This is a genomic window from Allobosea sp., from assembly GCF_035999205.1.
Taxonomy (GTDB): Bacteria; Pseudomonadota; Alphaproteobacteria; order Rhizobiales; family Beijerinckiaceae; genus Allobosea.
The window spans coordinates 393,318-417,029 of sequence record NZ_DASYHA010000021.1 but is presented as its reverse complement, the minus strand read 5'-3'; the positions used below and the strand labels follow the sequence as shown (position 1 = coordinate 417,029).

Below are 23,712 nucleotides of genomic sequence, written 5' to 3'. Positions count from 1 at the left end.
GGCCGATAAATTTTCTATATGGAATATCATAGGAAATAATAATTCGACGACATGAGATGGCTGTTCTTATCTTAATCGGATCAGCAACGGAGGCGCGCGAGCCATGTCCATTATCGGAGCCCGTCTGGGCGTCGACATCGGGGGAACCTTCACGGATGTCGTGCTCGAGCAGGCGGGGCAGCGCTGGTCGACCAAGGTGCTGACGACTTATGCCGCCCCTGAAGACGCGATCATCGAGGGGATGCACCGGGTCTGCGCCAAGGCCGGCATCGCCGCCGCCGCGATCGGTCAGATCATCCATGGCACGACGCTGGCGACCAATGCGCTGATCGAGCGGCGCGGAGCCAAGACCGCGCTGATTACCACGGAAGGCTTCCGCGACGTCATCGAGATGCGGACCGAGAGCCGCTTCGAGCAGTATGACCTGAACCTGACGCTTCCGGAGCCGCTGCTGCCGCGCAACCGGCGCTATACCGTCCGGGAAAGAATGGATGCGCGCGGCCACGCGTTGATCCCGCTGGATCGCGCCGCGGTCGAGGCTCTCGTCGACGAGCTCGCGGAGGCCGGCTATGAGAGCGTCGCCGTCGGCCTGCTCCATTCCTACGTCAACGACGCGCATGAACGGCTGGTCCGCGACGTGCTGGCCGAGCGGCTGCCTCGAGCGATGGTTTCGCTCTCGTCGGAAGTCTCGCCGCAGATGCGCGAATATGAGCGCTTCAACACGACGATTGCCAACGCCTACATCAAGCCACTGATGAAGAGCTATCTCGTCCGGTTGAAGGGGCGGCTTGCGGCCGAGGGCGCCTCCTGCCCGATCTTCTTGATGCATTCGGGCGGCGGCATCATCTCGCTGGAGAGCGCCTCGGAATTTCCCGTGCGCCTCGTCGAATCCGGCCCGGCCGGCGGCGCGGTGTTCGCGGCCGACATCGCCGCCCGGCATGGGCTGAAGAAGGTGCTCTCCTTCGACATGGGCGGCACGACCGCGAAGATCTGTCTGATCAAGAACTACACTCCGAAGACTGCTCGCGTCTTCGAGGTGGCGCGGACCTACCGGTTCAAGAAGGGCTCGGGCATGCCGATCTCGATCCCGGTGATCGACATGGTCGAGATCGGCGCCGGCGGCGGCAGCCTTGCCCATGTCGACACGATGAACCAGATCCGGGTCGGGCCGGAAAGCGCAGGCTCCGAGCCCGGCCCGGCCTGCTACGGCCGCGGCGGCAAGCGTCCGGCGGTGACCGATGCCGACGTCATCCTCGGCAAGATCGACCCGGATAATTTCGCGGCCGGCACGATCCCGCTCTTTGCCGACCAGTCGGCCAAGGCGCTGGAAGCCGAGATCGGCGGCAAGCTCGGCATGGCGGCCGAGGAAAGCGCCTGGGGCGTCGCCGAGGTCGTCGACGAGAACATGGCCAATGCCGCCCGCGTCCATGCAGTCGAGAACGGCGAAGACCTGTCGGAATACACGATGATCGCTTTCGGCGGTGCCGCCCCGCTTCACGCCGGCCGGCTCTGCGAGAAGCTCGGCATTGCCCGTTGCCTCGTGCCGCCTGGGGCAGGGGTCGGCTCCGCGATCGGCTTCCTGCGGGCGCCGTTCAGCTTCGAAGCCAATCGTACGCTGTTCATGCGGCTGGCCCAGTTCGACACGGCGCGCGTTACCAAGCTCTTCGATGAGATGGAGGAGGAGGCAACGCGGGTCGTCCGCTCATGCGGTTGGGCTGGAGAGATCTTGGCCGAATACAAGATCTATATGCGCTACGCAGGCCAGGGCTGGGAGATTCCGGTGTCTCTGACGCCGGCGGAGGCCCGCGGCGCCGATCCCGCCATCATCCTGCAGCGCTTCGAGCACGAATACGCCAATTTGTTCGGCCGGACGGTCAAGGGCCTAGCTGCCGAGATCACGGTCTGGTCGGTCAACGCGCATACGCCGCAGTCCGCCGTCATGCCGGTCGCTTCCGTCACCGACTTGCGGGATGCGCCGGCCGAGGGCAGGCGTTCCGTCTTCGATGCAGGATTGGGCCGCCGCGTCGAGGCGGAGGCTCACAGCCGTGCAAGCTTGCCGGCCGGCAGCCGGATCAACGGCCCCGGTATCGTCACCGAGGACGAGACGACCATCGTCCTGCCCTCGAGCCGCTTCGCCGTCACGCTGAGCGATGGCTGCATTGACATTCGTCTGATCGAATCCGTCCCCGCCACCTCCGCAGCCGAGCGGAAGGAGCCCGCGCATGTCTGACATCTCCAAGGTCGCCTACCAGGTCATGTGGAACCGCCTGATCTCGGTCGTCGAGGAACAGGCGCAGGCCCTGATCCGCACCTCCTTCTCGACCTCGGTGCGAGAGGCCGGCGACCTCTCCGCGGGGGTCTACAACGAGAAGGGCGAGATGCTGGCGCAGGCGGTGACCGGCACGCCCGGCCACGTCAACGCCATGGCCGATGCCGTCGCGCACTTCATCCGCCGGATCGGGCGCGAGAACATCGCCGAGGGCGACGTCTACATCACCAACAACCCCTGGGAAGGAACCGGCCACCTGCACGACATCACCGTCGTCAGCCCCTCCTTCCATGGGGGGAGGCATGTCGGCTTCTTCGCCTGCACGGCCCACATTGTCGACATCGGCGGGCGCGGCTTCGGCGCCGACGGCAACTCGATCTACGAGGAGGGCCTGCATATCCCGATCATGAAGTTCGCGGACCGTGGCACGGTCAACGAAACGCTCGTCATGATCATCCGGGGCAATGTCCGCGAGCCCGACCAGCTCGTCGGCGACATCTATGCGCTCGCGACCTGCAACGAGATCGGCCATCGCCGCCTCATCGACATGATGGTCGAATTCCGCCTTGCCGACCTCGCGGGCATCTCCGACTTCATCCTGACGAACTCGCGACAGGCGACGCTCGAGAAGATCGCGGCACTGCCGCGTGGCGAGGCCGAGGGCCATATGCGGATCGACGGCTACAGCCGGCCGATCGACCTTTGCGTCAAGATCTCGATCGAGGCGGACGGCGTGCTGTGCGACTGGGCCGGGACCTCGGGTGTCGACAAGAACGGCATCAACGTGCCGCTGGTCTACACCAAAGCCTATACCTGCTACGCGCTGAAATGCGCGATCGCTCCGGAAATCCCGAACAACGCCGCCTCGCTGGAGCCTTTCCGGATCACGGCGCCGGAGAACACCATCGTCAACGCGGTCTGGCCGGCGCCGGTCGCTCTGCGCCACATCATTGGCCACATGGTGCCGGACACGATCTATGACGCGCTCGACAAGCTCCTGCCAGATCTCGTCCCGGCGGAAGGGGCCGGCAGCCTCTGCAACTTCCAGGTCTCGCTGAGGCCGCGCAGCGACGGCCCGCCGCCGGCCGAGCCGGTGCGCGCCGAGGTGCTGACCTTCAACTCCGGCGGCTCGGGGGCGCGGCCCGCGCTCGACGGCATGAACGCGACCGCCTTCCCCTCGGGCGTGATGACGATGCCGGTCGAGGCGACTGAGCAGGTCGGGCCGGTGATCGTCTGGCGCAAGGAGCTCAGGCCCGATTCCGGAGGCAATGGCCGCCATCGCGGCGGCCTCGGCCAGCATATGGAGGTCGGCGCCTGGGAGGGCTACGAGTTCGATATCCAGGCGATGTTCGATCGCGTGCACCATCCGGCGCGCGGGCGGCGCGGTGGCAGCGCTGGTGCGCCGACCACGATCGCGCTCGACGACGGCACCGCGATGAAGGGCAAGGGCAAGCAGTTCGTGCCGCACGGCCGCAAGGTCGTCATGGCCTTCCCCGGCGGTGCTGGGTATGGGGCGGTACACGAGCGGGCGCAGAGCAGCGTGGAGCGCGATCTGGCTCTGGGGTACGTCTCGGCAGAGGCCGCCCGGGCCGAGTACGGCCTTCCTGACGAGAGCGTGACTGAGGTGCTGGCTGCCGCCCGGCGCGGCGAACTCCCTCGCTAGCGCCGCCTGTGCGATAGTCTGCCGAATGGAGAGCAAGCCTATGTATCTGCCCACGAACAGGTTCCTCGCGTCGATCCGGAGCGGGCAACCCCAGATCGGGCTCTGGCTGAGCCTCTCCAGCGCCTTCGCCACGGAAGCTGTCGCCAGTTCCGGCTTCGACTGGATGCTGATCGATACGGAGCACTCGCCCAACGACCTGAACTCCGTCATGGCGCAGCTACAGGTTCTCGCCGCCCATCCTGTGACGCCGATCGTGCGCCCTGACTGGAACGACGCCGTGCTGGTGAAGCGGCTGCTCGATCTCGGGGCCCCTGGACTGCTGTTCCCGATGGTGCAGACACCGGCCGAAGCCGAGAAAGCGGTCGCAGCGACCCGCTATCCGCCGCACGGCATCCGAGGCGTCAGCGGCTGCACGCGTGCCAACGCCTTCGGCCGCATGACCGACTACTTCAACCGGATCGGTGAAGAGACCGCGGTCATCGTGCAGGTCGAGACGCGCGCGGCCGTCGAGCAGTCGCTTGAGATCGGCCGTGTCGCCGGCGTCGACGGCGTGTTCTTTGGGCCGGCCGACATCGCGGCGGATATCGGTCTCCTGGGCAAGCCCACCGACCCGGCCGTCTGGGAGCTGATCCGCCCCGCGGCGCAAAGGCTGATCAAGGCAGGCGTCCCGGTCGGCACTCTGGTCTTCGACCCGGCTTTTGCAAAGACCCTGCTGGGGGAGGGGTTCTCCTTCGTGGCGTGCGGTTCCGATGCGGTCCTGCTAGCACGCGGCGCTGACGGATTGAACGCCAGGATGCGCGGCTGATCCGATGTGGCGGCAGGCGCTTGCCTGCAGCGTGGCGGTCTGCCACCGACAGGACGAGGACGCGCCGCCGCATCGTGCGCCTCACATATCCCTACGCTGCCGCATTGACACGATGCGGTGGCCAGACGCGAGGATCGCATGCCGCAATACAACCGCATCCTGATCACCGGCGCGGCCGGACGCCTCGGCTCGCAGCTTCGCGCCGGCCTCGCTCCGCTTGCGAACACCATCCGCCTTGCCGATCGCGAGCCACTCGGGCCGCTCGCCGCTCATGAGGAAGAGACCATCTTCGACCTCGCCGACATGGAGGCGACGATCGCGGCGACCGAGGGATGCGACGCTATCGTCCATTTCGGCGGCGCGCCGACCGAAATGGAGTGGCAGACCGTCCTCGATTCCAGTATCCGCGGCTCCTATCACATCTATGAGGGTGCGCGGAAACATGGCGTCAAGCGCATCGTCTACGCCTCGTCTGTCCATGCAATCGGCTTCCACGAGATCGGAGCGCAGATCTCGGTCGATGCGCCCGTCCGGCCCGACTGCCTCTATGGCGTCGGCAAGACGTTCGTGGAGAGCCTCAGCCGGCTCTACTGGGACAAGTACCACATCGAAACAGCTTGTCTGCGCATCTTCTCGTCATTTCCGGAGCCGGTCGACCGCCGGATGCTGTGGTCCTATCTGTCCTTCGCCGATTGCGTGCGGCTGGTCACGGCTTCGCTGACCGCTCCCTTCGTCGGCCACACGATCTCCTTCGGGACCTCGGACAATGCCGTGAAGGCCGTGGACAATAGCGGCGCCAATCATCTCGGCTATCGCCCGCAGGACAGTTCGGAGCCATTCAGGGCCACTGTCGAGGCGAAATCGGCGGCCCTCGACCCGATGTCCCCCGCTGGACGCTATCTCGGCGGAAAGTTCTGTGAGATGGCGCATCCGGACGACGAAGCGAAGGCCTGAACGTGAAGTCCGGCGCCGGTTGGCGCCGAGCCATGTCTGTCAAACCCAAGATGCGGAGCCGCTTCTATGCTGGAGGACAAGCGTTCGCACGGGCTGTGGGAGCTCTCTGCGCCTCCCGCGCCGCCGACCTCCGTTCTCAGCGGCAGCATCTCCGCCGATGTCGTCATCGTCGGCGCTGGCTATACCGGCCTGTCGGCGGCCCTGCACCTTGCGAAGGCCGGCAAGACGGCCGTGGTGCTTGAGGCCATCGAGATCGGTTTCGGCGCGTCCGGTCGCAATTCGGGTTTCGTCAATGCCGGGCTCTGGGTGATGCCCGAAGATCTGATCGCGACGCTGGGCCCAGTCTATGGAAATCGCCTGATCCAGTTGCTGGGCGAAGCGCCACGCGAGGTCTTCGCCTTGGCCGAGCACTATGGAATGCGATGCCAGGCCGATCATTGCGGCACCTATCACTGCGCAGTCGGTGCCAGCGGTCTGCAACAGCTTCGAGCGCGGCAGGAGCAATGGGGCAGGCTTGGTGCGAAGGTCGAGTTGCTGAGCGAGGAGGTAACCCGCGCCAGGACCGGAGCGACCGGTTACAAGGGTTCCCTGTTCGATCCCCGGGCTGGTACGATCCAGCCGCTTGCCTACGCCCGCGGCCTCGCTGGGGCAGCGATCGGCGAAGGCGCGACCATCCATACGGGCAGCGCGGTGACGTCCTTCGAGCGGGGCAGCGATGGCTGGACCGTCAAGACCGCCGGCGGCAGCGTCAGCGCGAACTGGTTGATCCTGGCGACGGATGCCTATTCGGCCGGTCCGACATCCAGGATCCGCGAGGAGCAGGTCCATCTGCCGTATTTTCATGTGTCGACGGCGCCGCTCAGCCATAATCTACGCAAGACCATTCTGCCGAACGGTGGCGCGGGCTGGGACACGAAGACGATCCTCAGCGGCTTCAGGCTCGATGCGGAAGGCCGGCTCATCGTGGGAAGCGTCGGCGCGCTCCGGTCGACCGGGCGCGGCATCCACCGCGCCTGGGCCAAGCGGCATATCAGGAAGCTGTTTCCGCAGCTCGGCGAAATCGAGTTCGAGACCGAATGGTACGGCAAGATCGGGATGACGCCGGACCATCTGCCGCGGCTTCACAGCTACGGAGTCAATGCCGTCGGCATCAACGGCTATAACGGCCGCGGCATCGCGCCCGGAACCGTCTTCGGCCGCGAACTCGCGCGCCTCGTCCTCGGCGAGACGAACCTTGAGGGCATGCCGTTACCCGTGTCGGAGTTGCGCGTCCCGATGTTTCGCGAGATGCGTGAGGCCTATTACGAAGTGGGCGCCCAGCTGGCGCATTTGCCTATCGTGCCTGCGTAGCGTCAGGCCGGCGCAATCAGGCAGCACAACGGCCGCCTGTGCGAGCCGGCGCAGATTGGCGAAATCCGCCTGGCGCCCGCCGCTCGCTGTGTCGCGATAGCGACCATCTTGGTCTCAGGTCATTTTATCGGTCGCTTGTGGCGAAGCACTCGTGGCGAAGTCTGGCCCATGGCTGACGTCCGGAGCGTCCGCTTTCCGGCATTCTAGCTGCGGCAGCCGCCCCGCTGCCCAAGCTGGCGCTTTGCGTGGCCGCAGGATCGGCGGGTTATTCGCTTTGGTTTCGGCCTTTCAGTCAGCGCTCCTCCTGGCCTGGGTTTCCATAGGCGTGGTGGACGATCCGGTTGAATGAACGGTAGAGTTGCTCCAGCCGGCTGAAATCGCCGCCGTCTTGGGTAATCGCGGCCGCGCTGTCGGCAATCGAGACCAATTGCAGCGCGATGTCCTCGCGTGGAGCCGCCTTCGACAATTCTCCGGCCTCGATCGCCTGGGCGATTCCGTTGAGGATCAGGCGATCCAGCGTCGTCGCGAAGGATGCCAGCGCCTGCTGCGCGCGCGGCCCGATCTCATCCCGCTCGGCCCGCAAGCGCCCCATCAGCGACCAGGGACGACAGGTCGTGGCTGTCGGGTTGTTGGCGAGATAACGCTCGCGGTTGAGCTCCATCATGCCATCGATCTTGGCGGAGAAACTCTTATTGCTCGTCCAGTTCGCCGCCCATTTTTCCAGCGTCAGGTCGATATACTCTACGACGACCTCTTCGCAGAGATTGAGCTTGCTGCCGTAATGGTGATGGATGTTCGCGCGCGTTGTGCCCAGAACCTCTGCGATGTCTCGGAAGCGTAGACCCTGATAGCCGTGGCGCAACAGGAGGACGACAGTAACGCGCCTGATTTCGTCCTTCATGATTGTTGTTCCGGGCGCGACGGCCACGTCCATTATGCGGCCATGGGCATCGCGCCCTCGCGACGAATGCCGGCCTGTTCGAGCGCCTTGCCGATCAGGGCGACCTCCTCATCCGTGATCTTGACGAGCGGCGGCCTGACGACGGCCTTGTCGAGGCGGCCCAGCAGCACCAGCGCCTCCTTCATGCGGTTGTGCATGTCGAGGAAGGGCGACGCATAGAAGGCCTGTGATAGCGGGACAATGCGATCGTTGATCGCCTGCGCCAGTCTCAGGTCCCCAGCCTGCACGGCCCCGAACAAAGCGACCTGAAGATCGGCAATCACGCTGCCGGAACCCGAGAGCAGGCCGTTGCAGCCCAGCGTCAGCGACGCCATCAGCCAGGAGGAATGCGTCGTCAGTACGTTAACCGGGCGGGGCAGGCCTTGGAAGGTGCGGACATGCTTCTCGTGCAGCATCACATCGTTCGACCAGTCCTTGATCGCGGCGATGGTCGGCACGGATTCGAAAAGCTTCAGCAAGGTGTCGAAGGTGTAGCCCAGCCCGCTCGCCATCGGATACTGAAAGGCAATGATTGGCAGGTCGGTCGCATCGGCGATGCGGCTGTAATGCGCCAGCGCCATTTCGGGACGCAACTGCCCGCCCATGCTCATGCTATTGGGTGGAAACACGAGCAGGCAGGAGGCGCCCTCGTGCTCCGCCATTTTAGCAAGCCGCGCCGCCTCAATCGAACCATCGGCATAGATTCCACTGATCAATGGCACCTTGTCACCGACTTCGGCAAGCGAAGCCGCCAGGATCTGCCGCTGCTCGTCGAAGCTGCAGGCATGAACCTCGGAGGCGTGGCCGTTGACGGTGACAGCCGAAACGCCGTCCACCAGCGCACAGTCACGCAGGTGCTTGCGGGTCTGGCGTTCGTCAATGCTGAGATCATGATTGAGAGCGAGCAGCGTCGCGGGAATCACGCCGGCGGGACGAAAATCCTTGAAGCGGGGCATCCTTACTCTCCCGAGCTCATTGCATGTGCCTCATCGCATAGACATCGCAGAATCGGTCCGGTCAGTCGTTCCAGATGCCACCAGTCACGCTGATCGTTTCGCCGGTGATGTAATCCGCTTCGTCCGAGGCCAGGAAGGCGACCGTCTTGGCGATATCCGATGGCAGACCGGCGCGGCGCAGAGGGATCTGCTTGGCACGGTCCTTGGCGGTCGGCAGACCCTCGGCGGCGCGCTGGATCTCGGATTCGTCGCGCATCTTGGTCTCGACGATCAGGCCCGGCGCGACGGCGTTCACGCGGATGCCGTATTCGCCGATTTCCAGGGCCAGCGACTGGGTCAGCGAGACCACCGCGAATTTCGAGGCGCAATAGGCACCATAGGCTGCGACACCCGACTTGCCCATCCAGGAGGCGATGTTGACGATCGTGCCGCTGCGGCGCTCGACCATGCCGGGCGCGATCTGGCGGGTGACGTGGAACAGCCCGTCGACATTGATGCCAAAGGTTGCCTTCCACTCAGCTTCGCTCGTCTCCAGGAGTTTGCCGACCTTGCAGATGCCGGCATTGTTTACGAGGATGTCGATCGGTCCCAACGCGTCCTTCAGCGCACCGATGCCCGCCTCGACATCGGCCCTGGACGAAACATCACCGCTCGCGACCACGACCTTGCCGCCATCTTTGCCGAGTGCTTCGGCCGCAGCGTTTGCCGCAGCGAGGTCGAGGTCGAAGATCCCGACATCGCAGCCTTCCGCCAGAAGCCGCGCCGCGATGGCCCGGCCGATGCCATGCGCCGCGCCAGTGACGATCGCCTTGCGTCCTTGCAGTCCATACATGCGTCAGGCCTACCTTTTGGGTTTGCGGTCGCCGCGGGCGGTCCAGCCGCCGTCGACGACCATGACGGAACCGGTGCAAAAGGAGGCATCGTCGCTGGCGAGCCAGAGCATCGCCTGCGCGATCTCGATCGGCTGGCCGAGACGCTCCATCGCCTGGCGTTCCTCGAGGCCGCGTCTCAGCTCCGCACCGTCGGGTCCACTCAGGATCTTCTTGAAATAGGGCGACTCGATCGTACCCGGAGCGACCGCGTTGATCCGGATATTCGCCTCGACATGATCGACGGCCATGGCGCGCGTCAGCGCCGCCACCGCCCCCTTCGAGGCGACATAGGCCGCGCGCCCGTGAATACCAACATTCGCAACCGCTGAGGCGGTGTTGACGATCGCTCCACCGCCTTGCTTCTCCATGACGGGAATGGCGTGCTTGCAGCCGAGGAAGACGCCGTTGACATTGACCGCCATCAGCGCGTTCCAATCGGCCTCAGAAGTCGAGACGACCGTACCGGCGATGCCGTAGCCGGCGTTGTTGACGAGAATGTCGAGTCTTCCGTGATCGGCAACCGCCTGGGCGATCATCGCCGCAATCTCGGCCTCCTTGCTGACGTCGACCTTATGCGCGGTCGCCTTGCCCCCCTGCGCCCCGATCTCGGAAGCGACACGCTCGGCTGCCGCAAGGTCGCGATCGGCGACGATCACGGTCGCGCCTTCGCGGGCGAACAGCTTGGAGGCCTCATGACCGATGCCCGAGCCCCCTCCCGTGATGATCGCAATCTTTCCCGACAGCTTCATGGCGCCCGTCTCTCTGCTCTTCTTGCTGTTGAACTGACTTGCAGGGATGCAAGCTCCTGACGCGACATGCGTCTCCCCTTCGCGCATTCACCTGTTTTGATCGTAGCGGGTATCGACCCAGCCGAAGACCGTCTCGCGTTCGATCTCGGCGATGTCGTCTGGCCTCGGAAACGGCTCCGGCTCCGGATCACCCGGATGCTTCGGTCGTCCTATCCGCGCGAAGAATTCGTCCAGCCCTCCCGGCATCAGAAGGAAGGTGAAGCTCAGGGGTTCTTCATGCGGGTTGAGGAAATGGTGCTTGAGGCCCTGGCCAATATAGGCGCAGGAGCCTTTTTCAAGCGGATGTTCGACCCCGTCGATCCGGGCAATGCCGCGGCCCTCATAGACGAAGATGACCTCTTCATGAGTGTCATGGGTGTGCTCGCGGATGAGGCAGCCCGGTGCGACCGTCTGCGTCCCCATCGAGAAGCGGCTGTCACCTCCAGTCTTGGCAGTACTGAGTAGGTTGCGCACGAAGCCGTTGGCCGGAACCGGCTGCCAATAGCTCTCGCCATCCTCTGGACCGAGCACGATCGCTCGGCCCATCGTCTGTGTCGTCATCGTCATCTCCACCAAGCCGTCCGACGCCCTCAATTGCCGTACATAACCTTGGGCATCCAGGTCGCCATTGCCGGGAACAGCAGCAACAGGGCGAGCACGAGAAGCTGACAGCAAATGAACGGTATGACGCCCCAGTACATGTCCTTGAGCTTCATCGTCGGAGGTGCGATCGCCTTGAGATAGAAGATCGAAGGCGCCATCGGTGGCGTCAGATAAGCCGTCTGCAGCATCACCAGGAGCACGACAGAAAACCAGAGCGGATCGAGCCCGAAGCTTTTCACCAGCGGGATGGCGATCGGCACGATGATCAGGATGATCGAGATCGAATCGACCAGGAAGCCGAGGATAAAGGCGACGAAGAGGATAATCGCGACAACCGACCAGGGTGAGAGGCCGAAGGCGTCGAGAATGCCCTTGGTAGCCGCCATTCCGCCGGATGCGAAGAACACGCCCGAGAACATGCCACCGGCGAGGATGATGGCAAGGATCATCGCTGTCAGCGAGACCGTCTGGATCGAGGCCTGATAGAGCAGGCGCCACGACATGCGGCCGTAGACGATCGCAAGCAGGAGGACACCGAGCGAGCCGCAGGCCGCAGCCTCCGTCGGCGTCGCGAGCCCCATGAACAAGGTGCCAAGCACAGTGAAGATCAGGAAGCCGGGCGGGATCAATGCGATCGCCGTGAACTTGAGCTTTTCGCTCAAGCTGCGTGTATCCGGCTCGGTTTCCGGGGGGGCCAGCGACGGTCTGAGCGCGCAGGCGATCAGGATATAGACGATGAACAGGGCCGACATCGTCAGACCCGGGATCAGGATGCCAGCCAACAGGTCGCCGATCGAGAGGGTCGCGATTGGCGCCAGCACGACGACTGGAACCGAGGGCGGTATGATGGTGCCGAGCGAGCCGCCGCCGCAGATCGTGCCGGCGATCAGGGAGTTGTTGTACTTGCGCTTGACCATCGCGGGGATGGCGAGCATTCCGACGAGGGTCTCGGTGGCGCCGACCACGCCGCTGGCGGCCGCGAAGATCGTGCACATCAGCAGTGCCGCGACCGCAAGGCCGCCGGGCAGCCGCCTTGTCCACATATAAAGCGCATCGAACAGCTTCTCGGCGATGCCGGCCCGCTCCAGGATCGAGCCCATGAAGATAAAGAGCGGGATCGCGCCGAGCACGTAATTGGTCGAGAGATCGTCGATACGCTGGGCGAACTGATGCACGAGCGTGCCGCCGAAGCGCATCAGGCCGAAGCCGAGCGCGGCCAGCATCATCGAGAACGCGACAGGGAAGCCCAGGAAGATCAGCCCCAGCAGGGCCGGGAACATCCAGAGGACGGTTTGCGCTGTCATTGAGCCGATCCTTCGGTCTCGTAGCCGAACACGATCAGCAGGTTCTCGATCGCCCGGGCGAGGCATTGCAGGGCGAAGAGCCCGAAGCCGAGCGCATAGATGCAGCGATATGGCCAGATCGGCGGATTCCAGGCCGACAGGCCCGTGCCCTCGCCGGTGCGGTAGACGCTGGCGATGTTGGCGATGAGCGTATTGGTCAGCCAGAGCAACATCCCGGCCATAAGGAAATAGCCGATGCCGTCGATCACCGCGACGCCCCGACGCGGCAGAACCTGATGGATGAAATCGACATTGACGTGCTGATTGACCAGCACGGCATAGGACAAACCGAGCAGGAAGATCGTGCCCATCAGCATGTAGCTGATCTCAAAGGCCCAGACGGTCGGCGCCGAGAACGCGTAGCGACTGACGACCTCGAAAACCATGGCAAGGACGAGCGGCAGCACAACGAAGGCGCCAAGCCTTCCCGACCACAGGGAGAGCCTGCCGATGAAATGAACGATGGGCATGATGACCTCAAGCCGGAAGGACGATCCGGCGGCGCGCAACGGCGCCCCGCCGGACAGGATTGAGATCAGCGCGAGCCGATCGCGAAGCGGAATTCGCTCAGCGGCTTGACCTGAGCCATGAACGCCTTCTGGTTCTCGTAAACCCGCTTGAACCAGGGATTCGTACCAGCCTGCTTCTCGGCCCACTCGTTCGAGGCTTTGACGACTGCAGCCGTCAGGCTCGGCTCGACCTGAACCACTTCGAGACCGGGCGTCGCCTTGATCGCCTTGTAGGCCTCGAGATCGCTCTTGGCGTAGCCGAGATAGGTGTCGAGGACAGTCAGGCGACCGGCGAGCTCGAGCAGGGCCTTGTCCTTGTCGCCGATCTTGGCCCAGACCGCGTTGTTGAAGACGCAGTCGTGCACGCCTGACGGGGCGTGCAGGCCGGGCATGATCACGTACTTGGCGACTTTGTGGAAACCTTCCGACAGGTTGCTCCCTGGACCGCCCCACTCGATCGCATCGACGACCTTGCGCTCGAGCGCCGAGAACACTTCCGAGCCCGGCAGCACGACGGTAGAGGCGCCGAGCATCGGCGCGATTTCGGCCCAGGACGAGGAGGTGCGCAGCTTGAGGCCCTTCATGTCCTCGACGGTGCGGATCGGCTTGTGCGAGTGCATGAAGAACTCGGTTTCCAGCACGCCGCAGGGGAAGCCGACGACGTCGAACTTCTCCTTGCGCCACTGCTTCCAGAGATCCGCGGCGCCACCATTGTAGAGCCACATCATCATCTCTTCGGGGTTCGGGCCGGCCGACCAGCCCGAGAAGATGGCGCCAGTGCGATCGACCGCCCAGTCGTAGCCCGGCCAGGCATGGCCCATATCGGCGACACCCTTTTGCACGGTCTCCGTAACCTTGAGCGCCGGACCGAGCGCGCCGGCCGGGAAGACGTTGATCTTGATCCGCCCCTCGGTCATTTTCTCAACGTTCTCAGCGTATTTCTTGGCGCCGATGTCCAGCCAGTGCCCGCCCGCCCAGGGGGTGGCCATGTTGAGTTCCATCTTGGTCTGAGCCTGGGCGCCCGCGGCGAACACGAGCCCACCCAGGATTACGGTGGCGGCCGCTAAGGTCTTCGTCGTCATGATGTTCCCCTGTGTTGTGCTTGGTGAATTTGCGTGAAGCCGATCAGACCAGAGCGATAGCGCCTAGTTACTGACATGTAGGTCAGTGCGAAACGCCTCCGCAGTCAACGCTGCGCTGCACAGAATGCCACAGGGCGGCGCTGCCATTTTGTGCATTGCGGCATGACCGCGCTGCGAAGTTAGCCTTTTCTCTTCGAATGCCCCGACTGGTTGGGGCCGGGAATGGGCCACTTCAAAGGCTTCCGAGGATGGGGGCTCATTCCTCTGGCTTTGACAGAGGGTCGCAAACGAGATTGGCAATAGAGCTCGGATAGGAGCTTTGCCGTATGCCGCCCCGCTGTTGGCTTGGTGTCTGTTCCGTGAGGCAGGTGGCCCGCTTTGGGCAGCTGAATCGACCGTGGCCGTAGCGCGCCGCATCTTCGACGAGAACAGCCTCCTGCTGACGACCGAGCAGCGGCTACACCCGCCTCGGGCAAGTGTCCGGATTCTGGAAGGCAGCTGACTTCAGATCTTGGCGCCTTATGGCTTCAAAGTACAGAAGGTTCCACGAATGCCCTCTGCGATTGTCGTAAGCGGAGGAGCACCTGTCCTTCTCGTTTTATCTTGCGTCGGTTGAGTTGAACGCCCGCTTGGTCGGTCCGCTCGTGAAGAAGGCGACGCGATTTCTTAGCCGACAGCTGTGGAGCCGAGCCAAACATGTCTCCATGCGACTGGGCCCTGCAATCGCTCTGGCAATCCCAAGGCGCGCGCCACAACGCCGGGCGCCACTTGCTGCTCTTCGTTGAAGATGCAGAGATGATCACGATACGTTTCAAGAAATGCTGCGGATGCTCTTCTGATAACTTCCGAAAACTCTTGCGGGATCGCGGTACGGGTGAAATCCGGAGACCTCCAGAGTTCCACCTCTGCTGCGGAAACGTGGACACGAAGGTCCGAGCGCAAATGTTCCTTCACACCGTCAACTAGCAGCCCGCCCACATGGTCAAAATGCAAATGGGTCAGCACGACGTCAGTTACTGACGCGAGATCGACGCCGGTTGCCGCGAGTCGTTGAACGAAATGTCCAGCCTTTGGATAACCGGAACATTCCCCGCCTAGCCCGCTGTCGATGAGTATCGTCTAGGCGCCGCGGCGGCTCGCAGGGGCAGAGTGCTCATCCGCTCCGCTTCTGCCGACGGCAAAGGCAAGCGGCGCCAGAAGGGCGCTCGACGCGACCGGCGAAACTGGCGCGGCACGCGGGCCTCCGCTTCGCGCGCCTCAGTTCCCCGAACCGGCGAATGAGGCCAGCCGGCGTATCGGCAACCCAAATCGCTCTCGCAGCGTGAGTTCCTCGTACTCGCGCCGGAAGAGCCCTCGATCCTGCAGCACGGGCACGACGAGATCGACGAAATCGTCGAGCCCGTCGGGCATCGAGGCGGGGATCAGGTTGAAGCCGTCGGCCGCGCCCTGCTCGAACCAGGTCTGGAAGTCGTCGGCGATCGTCTCCGCCGAGCCGATGACGATACGGTGGCCATGCGAGGCGATCGCCAATGCCGCCAGCTCCCGCAACGTGTAGTTCTCGGTGCGGGCCTTGTTGAGCAGCAGCCGCACGCGGCTTTCGCCATGGACGCGCTCGCCCGGCTCAGGGACAGGTCCGTCCAGCGGGAGCCGCGACAGGTCGTAGCCCCAGCGGCCGGACAATTGCCGTATGCCGGCGGCGATGTCGGTGTGTTCCTGCAGTGCTGCGAACTTCTCCCTGGCCTCCCGATCGGTACGCCCGACGATCGGCATGACGCCGGGGAGGATCGGAATCGTCGCGGCCTGGCGCCCGGCCGCGGTCGCGGCCTCGGTCAAGGCGGCGCGGTAGGCGAGGGAATCCTCGATCGTGTCCTGGGCGGTGAAGGCCAGATCGGCCTCCGCGGCGGCCAGACCGATGCCGTCGCGCGAGGAGCCGGCCTGCACGATGATCGGGTTTCCCTGCGGCGGCCGCGAGATGTTGAGCGGCCCGCGGACGGAGAAATGCTCGCCCTTGTGCTCCAGCAACCGGACCCGATCGGTATCCAGGAACACGCCCGATCTGGCGTCCATCACCAGAGCATCGCTCGCCCAGGTGTCCCACAGCCCTCGGGCGACCCGGACGAATTCTCCCGCCCTGTCATAGCGGGCGGCGTGATCCGGCAGCGCGGCGAGGCTGAAATTCTCGGCCGCGCGGTCGGACTGCGTCGTCACCACGTTCCAGCCGGCCCGGCCCCGGCTGATATGGTCGAGCGAGGCCAGTTGGCGGGCGATGTTGTAGGGCTCCGAGAAGCTGGTCGAGATCGTTCCGACCAGCCCGATCTTCGAGGTGACGGTTGCCAGCGCCGCGAGCAGCGTCAGCGGTTCCAGACCGCCCGCCTTGCCCTGGGCTCCCGGCTCGGGGCCCGCGAGATTGTCGGCAACGAAGAACATGTCGAACAGGCCTTCCTCGGCCTTGCGCACGATCCGGATCGCCCAGTCAACATCCTCCGGGTGTCCCTGCGCCGTGTCGCGACGCCATGCGGCGGGGTGGCGTCCGATGGGCTGATGGAACAGGCCAAGATGAAGCTTCCGCGCCTTGCTGCGCGTCTGGTCGGGGGTCGTCATGATCGTCTCAAGGCTGTCTGAGTGGGGCAGGGTGGAGGTCAGTCGAGGCGCGGGTCGAGATGGTCGCGCAGCCAGTCGCCAAGCAGGATAACGCCGAGCACGGTCAGCGTGATGGCGATGCCGGGGAGGGTGGCGACCCACCAGCTGGTCGCGAGATACTGCCGGCCCTCGCTCAGCATCTGGCCCCACGAGATCTCGGGCGGTTGGATGCCGAAGCCGAGGAAGCTCAGCGCCGACTCGGCCAGGATGACCGTGCCGACATTCATGGTCGAGACGACCACGAACGACGACAGGATGTTGGGCAGGATGTGACGCAGGATCAGCCCGACCGGCCGGGCCCCGATCGCACGCGCCGCGGCGACATAGTCCATTTCCTTCACGCCCAGCACATCGGCCCTGACGATGCGGGCCGCGCCGACCCAGTTGGTCGCCGCAATGACGATGACGAGCGGCAGCAGTCCGGTTCCCGCGACGAGCGCTACGACCAGCATGAACAGCATCGTCGGGATCGCCAGCATCGCGTCGATCACCCGCATGATCAGCGCGTCGACCTTTCCACCGGCCATCCCGGCGAGGAGACCGAGGACGAGGCCGATCAGGCTGGACAGGGCGACGGCCGCGAGCCCAACCGTGAGCGAGGTGCGGGCGCCGAAGATGATGCGGCTGAGCAGGTCGCGCCCCTGGCTGTCCGTCCCCAGGAGGTGGCGCGCATTGCCGCCTTCCAGCCAGGCGGGTGGCAGCAGCTTCAGCGAGAGATTGCGCCGCAGCGGATCGAGCGGGGCGAGGTGATCCGCGCCGATGGCGATGGCGGCGATGACCGCGACGATCGCCAGCCCGGCCACGCCGGCCTTGTTGGAGAGCAGTGAGCTCAACAGGCGCCGTCGCCGGGGCAGGAGCGGAGTCGAAAGGGAAATCTGTATCATCTATGTGGAAATCCGCTCAGCTCCGCAGGCGCGGATCGATGAGCCGGTAGAGCGCATCGGTGGTCAGATTGATCGTCAAGGCCATGATGGTGATGACGAAGACGGCGATCTGAATGACCGCCATGTCCTTGGTGTAGACCGCCTGCACGACGAGTTGCCCCAGCCCCGGCCAGGAGAAGACCGTCTCGGTGACCAAAGCCCCGCCAAGCAGGCCGATGGCGTGCAGCGAGGTCATGGTCAGGGCCGGGATCAGCGCGTTGCGCAGGCCATGGCGCAGCACGACGAGCGTCTCGGGGACGCCCTTGGCTCGCGCCGTTCGGACGAAATCCTGCCCCATCACGTCGAGGAGGCTGGAGCGGATGAGCTTGGTCAGCTCGGCGGCAAAGCCGGTACCCAGCGTGATCGCAGGCAGGATGAGATGCGAGAAACCGCCGCTGCCGGACACCGGAACGAGCCGCAGCCAGACGCCGAAGACGAGAATCAGCATGATGCCGACCCAGAAATTCGGCATCGCCTTACCGAGCACCGTCACGGTCGAAATCGCGAAGTCCGGCAGGCTGTTGCGCCTGAGGGCGGCGAAGATGCCTGTCGGCAGGGCGATGAGAATGGCGACGACCAGGCCGCCCGTCGTCAGCGTCAGCGTCGCGGGAATGCGCTCGAGCACGATCGGCAGCGCCTCCGAGCCATAGCGATAGGAGACGCCGAAATCCCCGCTCAGGATGTTGCCCATGTAGCGCAGGTATTGAACGTACCAGGGCTGATCGAGCCCCCAGGCCGCCACGAGCGCCAACCGGTCCGCCTCGCTGGCGTCTTCCGGGATCAGCAGGGCAGACGGGTCGCCCGTGAGATAGACGAGCACGAAGACGATCAGCGAGACGATGTAGAGCACCGGCACGAATTGCAGCAGCGCTCGCAGCGGGGAGCGCCCGTTCATGGCCGCGCGACATCCTCGGCAGCGATCATCTCGTCGAAGCGGCCCTTGTAGGAGACGCGCTTGCTGACCCCGTAGATCGACTGCGGAAACAGCAGGCCGATGCGTACCCGCTGGTCGGCCACGATCTGCTGGCCCTTCTGCGAGATCGCGATGCGCTCCTCGTCGGTCTTCGCATTGCGCACGGCGACGATGAGAGCCTCGAAGGCGTCGTCCGACCAGTCGTAGTGGCGCTTGAAGTTGTCGACGAAGAGGGTCGAGGCGTCGGTATAGGAGCCCATGCCCCAGAGATAGAGCTCGCCGAAACCGTCGCCGACGACCTTGTTGTTGTAGACCGTCCAGTCGAGAACCTCGACCTGAACCCGGAAGCCGACATCCTCGAGGTAGCCGGCGACGGCCTCGACGATCTCGCGATCCTTCACATAGCGGCCGCTCGGCGTGCTGATCTTGATTTGCGGAGCTTTGCGCCCGTCGAAGCCAGCCTCGCGCAGCAGGACCTTGGCGCGCTCCGGATCGAAGCGGATCACCTTGGTCAGATCCGGAGCGAAGCCAGGGATGGCCGGCGGGAAGAAGCCGCGCGTCGGCGCACCGTGGCCTTCCAGCACCTGCTTGACGATGGCATCGCGGTCGATGGCGAGATCGATCGCCTCGCGAACCCGGGGATCGCCGGTGACGCGGTCCTTGCCGGTCCGCACGTGCAAGGCAAGGTTGCGGGCGATGTCGAAGGTGATCGCCTGCGTGCCGGCATTGGCGTTGAGGCGCGCCGTGTCCTCCGGCGGGATATTGACCGCGATATCGACGCCGCCAGTCAGGAGTTCGGCAACCCGCGTCGTGGTTTCCGGGATCGAGCGGATCACGACCTTGTCCCATGTCGGCGTGCCGCCCCACCAATGCGGATTCTTGCTCAGCAAGACCCGGTCGGACTTGATCCACTGGTCGAGGACGTAGGGCCCTGTGCCGATCGGCTTCTTGAAGAACTCCTCCTTGCCGCCGGCCTTCTCGAAGGCCGCCTTCGGCAGGATGCCGGCGCCATTGCCGACGAAGGCGTGTAGCAGCAGCGTGTCGGGGCCGTCGGTCTCGATCACCAGCGTGGTGTCGTCGGGCGCCTCGACCGACTTGATGCGTCGGAACTTGTGGGCGCTGATCAGCTTCTTGTCCTGCTGCGAGCGCTCGATCGTGAACTTGACGTCCTGGGCTGTGAACTTGTCGCCGTTGTGCCAGCGCACGTCGTCACGCAGCTTGAACGACCAACGGACGTTGTCGTCGGTGCTCCAGGAGACCGCGAGACGCGGATTGAAGCGCAGCTGGCCCTGGCTGAAATCCTTGTCGACCAGATAGTCGTAGATGTTCACCAGCGCCGACTCGGTGCTGTTGTTGCCGTGATTGGCCGGGTCGAGCGAGAGGATATCGTTGCCCTGCGCGATCGTCAGCGTCTGCTGAGCCACAGCCGATTGCACGCCTGCAAAGGCGATTGCCGCCGACAAAGCCAAGGTTGCCCAGCGGGACGAACCGAACATGCTCATGGAAAAAGGCCCTTCCGAAAGAAGGCCTCAACCTAGAGGCTTCGTTCTGGAAAAGGCCTCTGAATGCAGGCAAGCCTGTGGGAGGCATGGTTTGCATCACTCGGGCAAAGAAGAATTTTTCGGTCGATGGCCGGGGACTACGAGGCGCGAAATCAGCGTCCGCTGGCGCGCGTTTCCGCGTTCCCACGGCCGCTCGTCTCAGTCGTTCGTCACCCGTGTGGCGAAGCGGTGCAGGCGTTTCAGGCCGTCGGCGAGCGTTGCGCGATCGACGCAGAACGACAGGCGGAAATAGGGGGACAGACCGAAGGGCGCACCCGGGACGATCGCCAGTCCTTCGCTCCCCAGGAGTTCGCGCGCGACATCCTCGTCGGTCTCCATGCGCTGGCCGGACGGGGCGATCCTGCCGATCCATCCCGAGCAATCGACATAGGCATAAAAGGCGGATTGCGGCGCGACCAGGTCCAGGCCGGGCGTGCCGGTGATCGCGGCGACCACGAGGTCGCGCCGAGCTTCGTATTCCCGGCGATTCCGGTCCCGAAAATCCTGGCTGTCACTCAGGGCGGCGAGCGCCGCGTATTGCGCGATCGCGCTGGGCGAGCTCACGCCCTGTGAGTTGAGTGCGTTGATCACCGCAATGATCGGCTTTGGCGCTGCAGCGAAGCCGAGACGCCAGCCGGTCAGGCCGTAGCTCTTGGAAAGTCCGTTCACCAGGATTGTTCGGTCACGCAGGTAAGGCGCTGACGCGACGAGATTTCCCGGGACAACCCCGTCGAAGTTCAGATGCTCGTAGATCTCGTCGGTCAACACCGCGACCCGCGGATGCCGGGCCAGTACCTCGCCGAGCGCGGCGAGATCTGCATGCGTATAGATCGCCCCGGTCGGGTTGTTGGGATTGTTGAGGATCAGAAGTTTCGTGCGCGGTCCAATCGCAGCGTCAAGATCCTGCGGCAAGATGCGAAAGCCGTTCTCCGGCTTGGTCGCGATCAGCCGGGTCACGCCATCCGCATAACGGATCATCTCGGGATAGGACACCCAGAACGGCGCCGGCACGAGCACCTCGTCGTCCCGGTCAAGCAGCGCCATCAGCGCTGTCAGGAGCAGGATCTTCGAGCCGCTCGAAACGGTGATTTCATCGGCGTCATAGGCGACACCGTTCTCGCGCTCCAGCTTTTCGGCGATGGCCTTGCGCAGCGCAGGGAGGCCGTCGACGGCGGTGTAGCGGGTGTCGCCGCGCCGGATCGCCGCGATGCCGGCCTCGGCGGCGGGCAGGGGCGAGCCGAAGTCGGGCTCGCCCGCGCTGAGCGCCAAGACGTCCCGCCCCTCTGCCCTGAGCTCCGCTGCGAATCGGGTGAGGGCCATCGTCGGCGAGTCGCGGATCGTCCGTCCGCGAGCCGACAGCGCGCGCCGGAGGTGCTCGTCGATGCCGCGCTACCGACTTAGAAGGTGCGCAGTCCCAGCGCTGTGCCGACCTCCTCGGTCATCCAGCCGAGGCGCTCATAGTCCCCGCGCCAGTAGACCAATGCCGCATCGTTGTCGCCGAGGCGAACGTCGCGGACGCGGCCAATGATGATGGCGTGCGAATGCCGTTCGATGATCTCCTCGACTTCGCAATCGAGCGCGGCCAGTGCGCCGACGAGGAGCGGAGCACCGGCAATGCCGCTTGTCCACTCGGCCTCGGCATAGCGCGCCGCGCCCTTCTCGCCATTGCGCCCGGCGAAGCGGTCAGCGACCTGCTTCTGCGCTGCATTGAGGAAGTTGACGCCGAAGCTGCGGTTGCGGGCCAGCACCGGAAAGCTCGAAGACGACAGATTCAGACCGAACATGAGCGTCGGAGGCTCTGCCGACAGCGAGGAGACCGAGGTCGCCGTCAGACCGGTGCGCTCGTCGCCATGGCCCGTGGTGATGACGCTGACGCCGCCGGCCAGATGCCGAAAGGCTTGGCGGAAGCTTGGCGGATCATCATGGATCCTGCTGGCAGTCTTGGGGAAGGGGGTGACGACCGACATCGTGTCCGTCTCCTCAGATCGATTGGTCGGGAGGGTTCGCGTTCTCGCGGATCGGGCGTTCGGCGCCCTCGGTCACGAGCTGGAGGCCCGCCTCTGATCGGGCTTCACGTCATTGGCGATGGTTTCGCCGAAGGGACCGTTGTTCACGACGCCAGCGAAGACCGGCTTGCCGTGATTCAGGGTCAGCAGCGGGAAGACGAGTTCGGCGAAGCGATAGGCCTCCTCCAGATGCGGGTAGCCCGATAGGATGAAGCTATCGATGCCGAGCGCCTGGTACTCCTTGATCCGCGCCGCGACCTGCTCGGGATTGCCGACAAGGGCGGTGCCCGCGCCGCCACGCACGAGACCGACGCCAGCCCAGAGATTGGGCGAGATCTCGAGCTTGTCGCGGCTGCCGCCATGCAGAGCCGACATCCGCCGCTGGCCCTCGGAATCCATCCTTCCGAAGATCGCCTGCGACCGGGCGATTGTGGCCTCATCGAGATGGCTGATCAGCTTGTCGGCTGCGCCCCACGCCTCAGCCTCCGTCTCACGCACGATGACGTGCAGGCGGATGCCGAAGGAGACCTTGCGGCCCGCGGCCTTCGCAGCACGGTCGACCACGGCAATCTTCTCGGCGACGGCGTCCGGCGGCTCGCCCCATGTGAGGTACTTGTCGATCGTCTGCGCCGCGACGTCGATCGCGGCGGGCGAGGAGCCGCCGAAGTAGAGCGGCGGTCCATCAGCCTGCGCCGGCGGATAGAGCAACTGCGCATCCTCCACCCGGATATGCTGGCCCTCATATGTCACCGTCTCGCCGCGAAGCAGGGCGGAATAGACGGCGAGGAATTCCCGCGTTACCGCGTAGCGCTCGTCATGAGAGAGGAAGATGCCGTCGCCGGCGTTCTCGACAGGGTCGCCGCCGGTCACGACATTCACCAGCAGGCGCCCGTTCGTGACGCGATCGAGTGTCGCCGTCATGCGCGCGGCGACCGTCGGCGACTGCAGCCCGGGCCGGACCGCGACGAGATAGCGAAGGTTCTGCGTCGTCGGCGCGACCGCCGAGGCGACAATCCAGGAATCCTCGCAGCTCCGGCCGGTCGGCAGCAGCACGCCGTAGTAGCCGAGCGCATCGGCAGCCTGTGCGATCTGGCGCAGATAGGCGAAGTCCGTCTGGCGCCCGCCTGTCACGGTGCCGAGATAGCGGCCATCGCCATGGGTCGGCAGGAACCACAGGATGTTGGCGCTGGGGGTTGGGGCGAGACTCACGAGCCGAACTTTCTGCTGATCGCGGTGGTGGGGCCGACTCAGGCGGCTCTGGGCAGGCGCTGCCCGGCACGGCGGTCGGCTACAGCGCGATTGGCCTGTTCGACCGAACGGAACGTTTTGCCGTCCAGGCCATCGAAGGCCGGCTGGGAGGAGAAGAAGCGGAAGCGGCCGTTTGAGCCGACGACGATGCCGGCGGCGCCGCCCTGCACTTCAATGACAATGGCTTTGGACATGGGGTTTCGTTCGCCGATGGCATTCGGCGCCCTTCTGATCTGCAACGATGGGAGAGGAGGTGGCCGTCAGCCGCGCTGGCTGCGCGGCGAAACCGCCGTCAACATCGCGACGA

At 64.8% G+C, this 23,712-nt stretch carries 22 protein-coding genes; 5 read left to right on the top strand and 17 right to left on the bottom strand.

The genetic code is table 11. The features are described 5' to 3' along the window. The first annotated feature begins 103 nt into the window (after window positions 1-103). The 5 genes from VGN82_RS12510 (at window position 104) to VGN82_RS12490 (ending at window position 7,041) form a co-directional block, all read left to right on the top strand. Entirely contained in the window at window positions 104-2,230 is a 2,127-nt protein-coding gene (locus VGN82_RS12510; protein WP_327527335.1) for a hydantoinase/oxoprolinase family protein, read from the top strand. Then, a complete protein-coding gene (locus VGN82_RS12505) occupies window positions 2,223-3,932 on the top strand; it encodes a hydantoinase B/oxoprolinase family protein (protein ID WP_327527334.1) in 1,710 nt (569 codons plus the stop codon). Before VGN82_RS12510 ends, VGN82_RS12505 begins: the two co-directional genes overlap by 8 nt. Before the next feature lie 40 nt (window positions 3,933-3,972). After that, window positions 3,973-4,737, top strand: a complete 765-nt coding sequence (locus tag VGN82_RS12500) for an HpcH/HpaI aldolase family protein (RefSeq protein ID WP_327527333.1) — start codon at window positions 3,973-3,975, stop codon at window positions 4,735-4,737. A gap of 138 nt (window positions 4,738-4,875) precedes the next feature. After that, entirely contained in the window at window positions 4,876-5,691 is an 816-nt protein-coding gene (locus VGN82_RS12495; protein ID WP_327527362.1) for an NAD-dependent epimerase/dehydratase family protein, read from the top strand. Window positions 5,692-5,757: 66 nt separating this feature from the next. Continuing rightward, complete coding sequence (locus VGN82_RS12490) at window positions 5,758-7,041, top strand: NAD(P)/FAD-dependent oxidoreductase (RefSeq protein WP_327527332.1); 1,284 nt, start codon at window positions 5,758-5,760, stop codon at window positions 7,039-7,041. Window positions 7,042-7,333: 292 nt separating this feature from the next. Here the strand turns inward: VGN82_RS12490 and VGN82_RS12485 are convergent, their stop codons facing one another. The 17 genes from VGN82_RS12485 to VGN82_RS12405 all read right to left on the bottom strand — a co-directional run bounded on the left by VGN82_RS12485 (window position 7,334) and on the right by VGN82_RS12405 (window position 23,599). After that, the gene (locus tag VGN82_RS12485) at window positions 7,334-7,969 is read right to left on the bottom strand and encodes a TetR/AcrR family transcriptional regulator (protein WP_327527331.1); all 636 of its coding nucleotides are present in this window, start codon (window positions 7,967-7,969) and stop codon (window positions 7,334-7,336) included. A gap of 5 nt (window positions 7,970-7,974) precedes the next feature. Beyond that, window positions 7,975-8,937, bottom strand: coding sequence for a dihydrodipicolinate synthase family protein (locus tag VGN82_RS12480; RefSeq protein WP_327527330.1), 963 nt, complete (start codon window positions 8,935-8,937; stop codon window positions 7,975-7,977). 61 nt (window positions 8,938-8,998) lie between these two features. Continuing rightward, complete coding sequence (locus tag VGN82_RS12475) at window positions 8,999-9,769, bottom strand: SDR family NAD(P)-dependent oxidoreductase (RefSeq protein WP_327527329.1); 771 nt, start codon at window positions 9,767-9,769, stop codon at window positions 8,999-9,001. A gap of 9 nt (window positions 9,770-9,778) precedes the next feature. Further along, window positions 9,779-10,558 carry an SDR family oxidoreductase gene (locus tag VGN82_RS12470; RefSeq protein ID WP_327527328.1) on the bottom strand — a complete coding sequence of 260 codons (780 nt, stop codon included), beginning with the start codon at window positions 10,556-10,558 and terminating at the stop codon, window positions 9,779-9,781. A gap of 87 nt (window positions 10,559-10,645) precedes the next feature. Beyond that, on the bottom strand, window positions 10,646-11,158 hold the full coding sequence (locus VGN82_RS12465; protein ID WP_327527327.1) for a cupin domain-containing protein: 513 nt from the start codon (window positions 11,156-11,158) through the stop codon (window positions 10,646-10,648). Between the two features lie 29 nt (window positions 11,159-11,187). Then, window positions 11,188-12,504, bottom strand: coding sequence for a TRAP transporter large permease (locus tag VGN82_RS12460; RefSeq protein ID WP_327527326.1), 1,317 nt, complete (start codon window positions 12,502-12,504; stop codon window positions 11,188-11,190). Continuing rightward, window positions 12,501-13,013 carry a TRAP transporter small permease subunit gene (locus VGN82_RS12455; protein ID WP_327527325.1) on the bottom strand — a complete coding sequence of 171 codons (513 nt, stop codon included), beginning with the start codon at window positions 13,011-13,013 and terminating at the stop codon, window positions 12,501-12,503. Before VGN82_RS12455 ends, VGN82_RS12460 begins: the two co-directional genes overlap by 4 nt. A 65-nt stretch (window positions 13,014-13,078) precedes the next feature. Beyond that, on the bottom strand, window positions 13,079-14,134 hold the full coding sequence (gene dctP / locus VGN82_RS12450) for a TRAP transporter substrate-binding protein DctP (protein WP_327527324.1): 1,056 nt from the start codon (window positions 14,132-14,134) through the stop codon (window positions 13,079-13,081). A gap of 666 nt (window positions 14,135-14,800) precedes the next feature. Beyond that, on the bottom strand, window positions 14,801-15,244 hold the full coding sequence (locus tag VGN82_RS12445; RefSeq protein WP_327527361.1) for an MBL fold metallo-hydrolase: 444 nt from the start codon (window positions 15,242-15,244) through the stop codon (window positions 14,801-14,803). A 147-nt stretch (window positions 15,245-15,391) separates the two neighbouring features. Further along, window positions 15,392-16,735 carry an LLM class flavin-dependent oxidoreductase gene (locus VGN82_RS12440; protein WP_327527323.1) on the bottom strand — a complete coding sequence of 448 codons (1,344 nt, stop codon included), beginning with the start codon at window positions 16,733-16,735 and terminating at the stop codon, window positions 15,392-15,394. 38 nt (window positions 16,736-16,773) lie between these two features. After that, window positions 16,774-17,607 (bottom strand): ABC transporter permease, encoded by an 834-nt coding sequence (locus VGN82_RS12435; protein WP_327527322.1) that lies wholly within the window; start codon window positions 17,605-17,607, stop codon window positions 16,774-16,776. A 67-nt stretch (window positions 17,608-17,674) separates the two neighbouring features. Beyond that, a complete protein-coding gene (locus VGN82_RS12430) occupies window positions 17,675-18,592 on the bottom strand; it encodes an ABC transporter permease (RefSeq protein WP_327527321.1) in 918 nt (305 codons plus the stop codon). After that, window positions 18,589-20,034, bottom strand: coding sequence for an ABC transporter substrate-binding protein (locus VGN82_RS12425; RefSeq protein ID WP_327527320.1), 1,446 nt, complete (start codon window positions 20,032-20,034; stop codon window positions 18,589-18,591). Before VGN82_RS12425 ends, VGN82_RS12430 begins: the two co-directional genes overlap by 4 nt. 276 nt (window positions 20,035-20,310) lie before the next feature. Continuing rightward, window positions 20,311-21,471 carry a pyridoxal phosphate-dependent aminotransferase gene (locus VGN82_RS12420; protein ID WP_327527319.1) on the bottom strand — a complete coding sequence of 387 codons (1,161 nt, stop codon included), beginning with the start codon at window positions 21,469-21,471 and terminating at the stop codon, window positions 20,311-20,313. A gap of 77 nt (window positions 21,472-21,548) precedes the next feature. Beyond that, the gene (locus VGN82_RS12415; RefSeq protein ID WP_327527318.1) at window positions 21,549-22,118 is read right to left on the bottom strand and encodes a flavin reductase family protein; all 570 of its coding nucleotides are present in this window, start codon (window positions 22,116-22,118) and stop codon (window positions 21,549-21,551) included. Between the two features lie 72 nt (window positions 22,119-22,190). Further along, complete coding sequence (gene ssuD / locus VGN82_RS12410; RefSeq protein WP_327527317.1) at window positions 22,191-23,366, bottom strand: FMNH2-dependent alkanesulfonate monooxygenase; 1,176 nt, start codon at window positions 23,364-23,366, stop codon at window positions 22,191-22,193. Between the two features lie 38 nt (window positions 23,367-23,404). Next, window positions 23,405-23,599 (bottom strand): hypothetical protein, encoded by a 195-nt coding sequence (locus VGN82_RS12405; RefSeq protein ID WP_327527316.1) that lies wholly within the window; start codon window positions 23,597-23,599, stop codon window positions 23,405-23,407. Window positions 23,600-23,712: the final 113 nt, after the last annotated feature.

Excerpts from the sequence above, each read along its gene's own strand:
- VGN82_RS12475 (WP_327527329.1), bottom strand. The coding sequence starts at position 9,769 with ATGTATGGACTGCAAGGACGCAAGGCGATCGTCACTGGCGCGGCGCAT.
- VGN82_RS12405 (WP_327527316.1), bottom strand. The coding sequence starts at position 23,599 with ATGTCCAAAGCCATTGTCATTGAAGTGCAGGGCGGCGCCGCCGGCATC.
- VGN82_RS12440 (WP_327527323.1), bottom strand. The coding sequence starts at position 16,735 with ATGACGACCCCCGACCAGACGCGCAGCAAGGCGCGGAAGCTTCATCTT.
- VGN82_RS12510 (WP_327527335.1), top strand. The coding sequence starts at position 104 with ATGTCCATTATCGGAGCCCGTCTGGGCGTCGACATCGGGGGAACCTTC.
- VGN82_RS12415 (WP_327527318.1), bottom strand. The coding sequence starts at position 22,118 with ATGTCGGTCGTCACCCCCTTCCCCAAGACTGCCAGCAGGATCCATGAT.
- VGN82_RS12460 (WP_327527326.1), bottom strand. The coding sequence starts at position 12,504 with ATGACAGCGCAAACCGTCCTCTGGATGTTCCCGGCCCTGCTGGGGCTG.
- VGN82_RS12480 (WP_327527330.1), bottom strand. The coding sequence starts at position 8,937 with ATGCCCCGCTTCAAGGATTTTCGTCCCGCCGGCGTGATTCCCGCGACG.
- VGN82_RS12490 (WP_327527332.1), top strand. The coding sequence starts at position 5,758 with ATGCTGGAGGACAAGCGTTCGCACGGGCTGTGGGAGCTCTCTGCGCCT.
- VGN82_RS12455 (WP_327527325.1), bottom strand. The coding sequence starts at position 13,013 with ATGCCCATCGTTCATTTCATCGGCAGGCTCTCCCTGTGGTCGGGAAGG.
- VGN82_RS12470 (WP_327527328.1), bottom strand. The coding sequence starts at position 10,558 with ATGAAGCTGTCGGGAAAGATTGCGATCATCACGGGAGGGGGCTCGGGC.
- dctP (WP_327527324.1), bottom strand. The coding sequence starts at position 14,134 with ATGACGACGAAGACCTTAGCGGCCGCCACCGTAATCCTGGGTGGGCTC.
- VGN82_RS12500 (WP_327527333.1), top strand. The coding sequence starts at position 3,973 with ATGTATCTGCCCACGAACAGGTTCCTCGCGTCGATCCGGAGCGGGCAA.
- VGN82_RS12420 (WP_327527319.1), bottom strand. The coding sequence starts at position 21,471 with ATGGCCCTCACCCGATTCGCAGCGGAGCTCAGGGCAGAGGGGCGGGAC.
- VGN82_RS12430 (WP_327527321.1), bottom strand. The coding sequence starts at position 18,592 with ATGAACGGGCGCTCCCCGCTGCGAGCGCTGCTGCAATTCGTGCCGGTG.
- VGN82_RS12465 (WP_327527327.1), bottom strand. The coding sequence starts at position 11,158 with ATGACGACACAGACGATGGGCCGAGCGATCGTGCTCGGTCCAGAGGAT.
- VGN82_RS12495 (WP_327527362.1), top strand. The coding sequence starts at position 4,876 with ATGCCGCAATACAACCGCATCCTGATCACCGGCGCGGCCGGACGCCTC.
- VGN82_RS12505 (WP_327527334.1), top strand. The coding sequence starts at position 2,223 with ATGTCTGACATCTCCAAGGTCGCCTACCAGGTCATGTGGAACCGCCTG.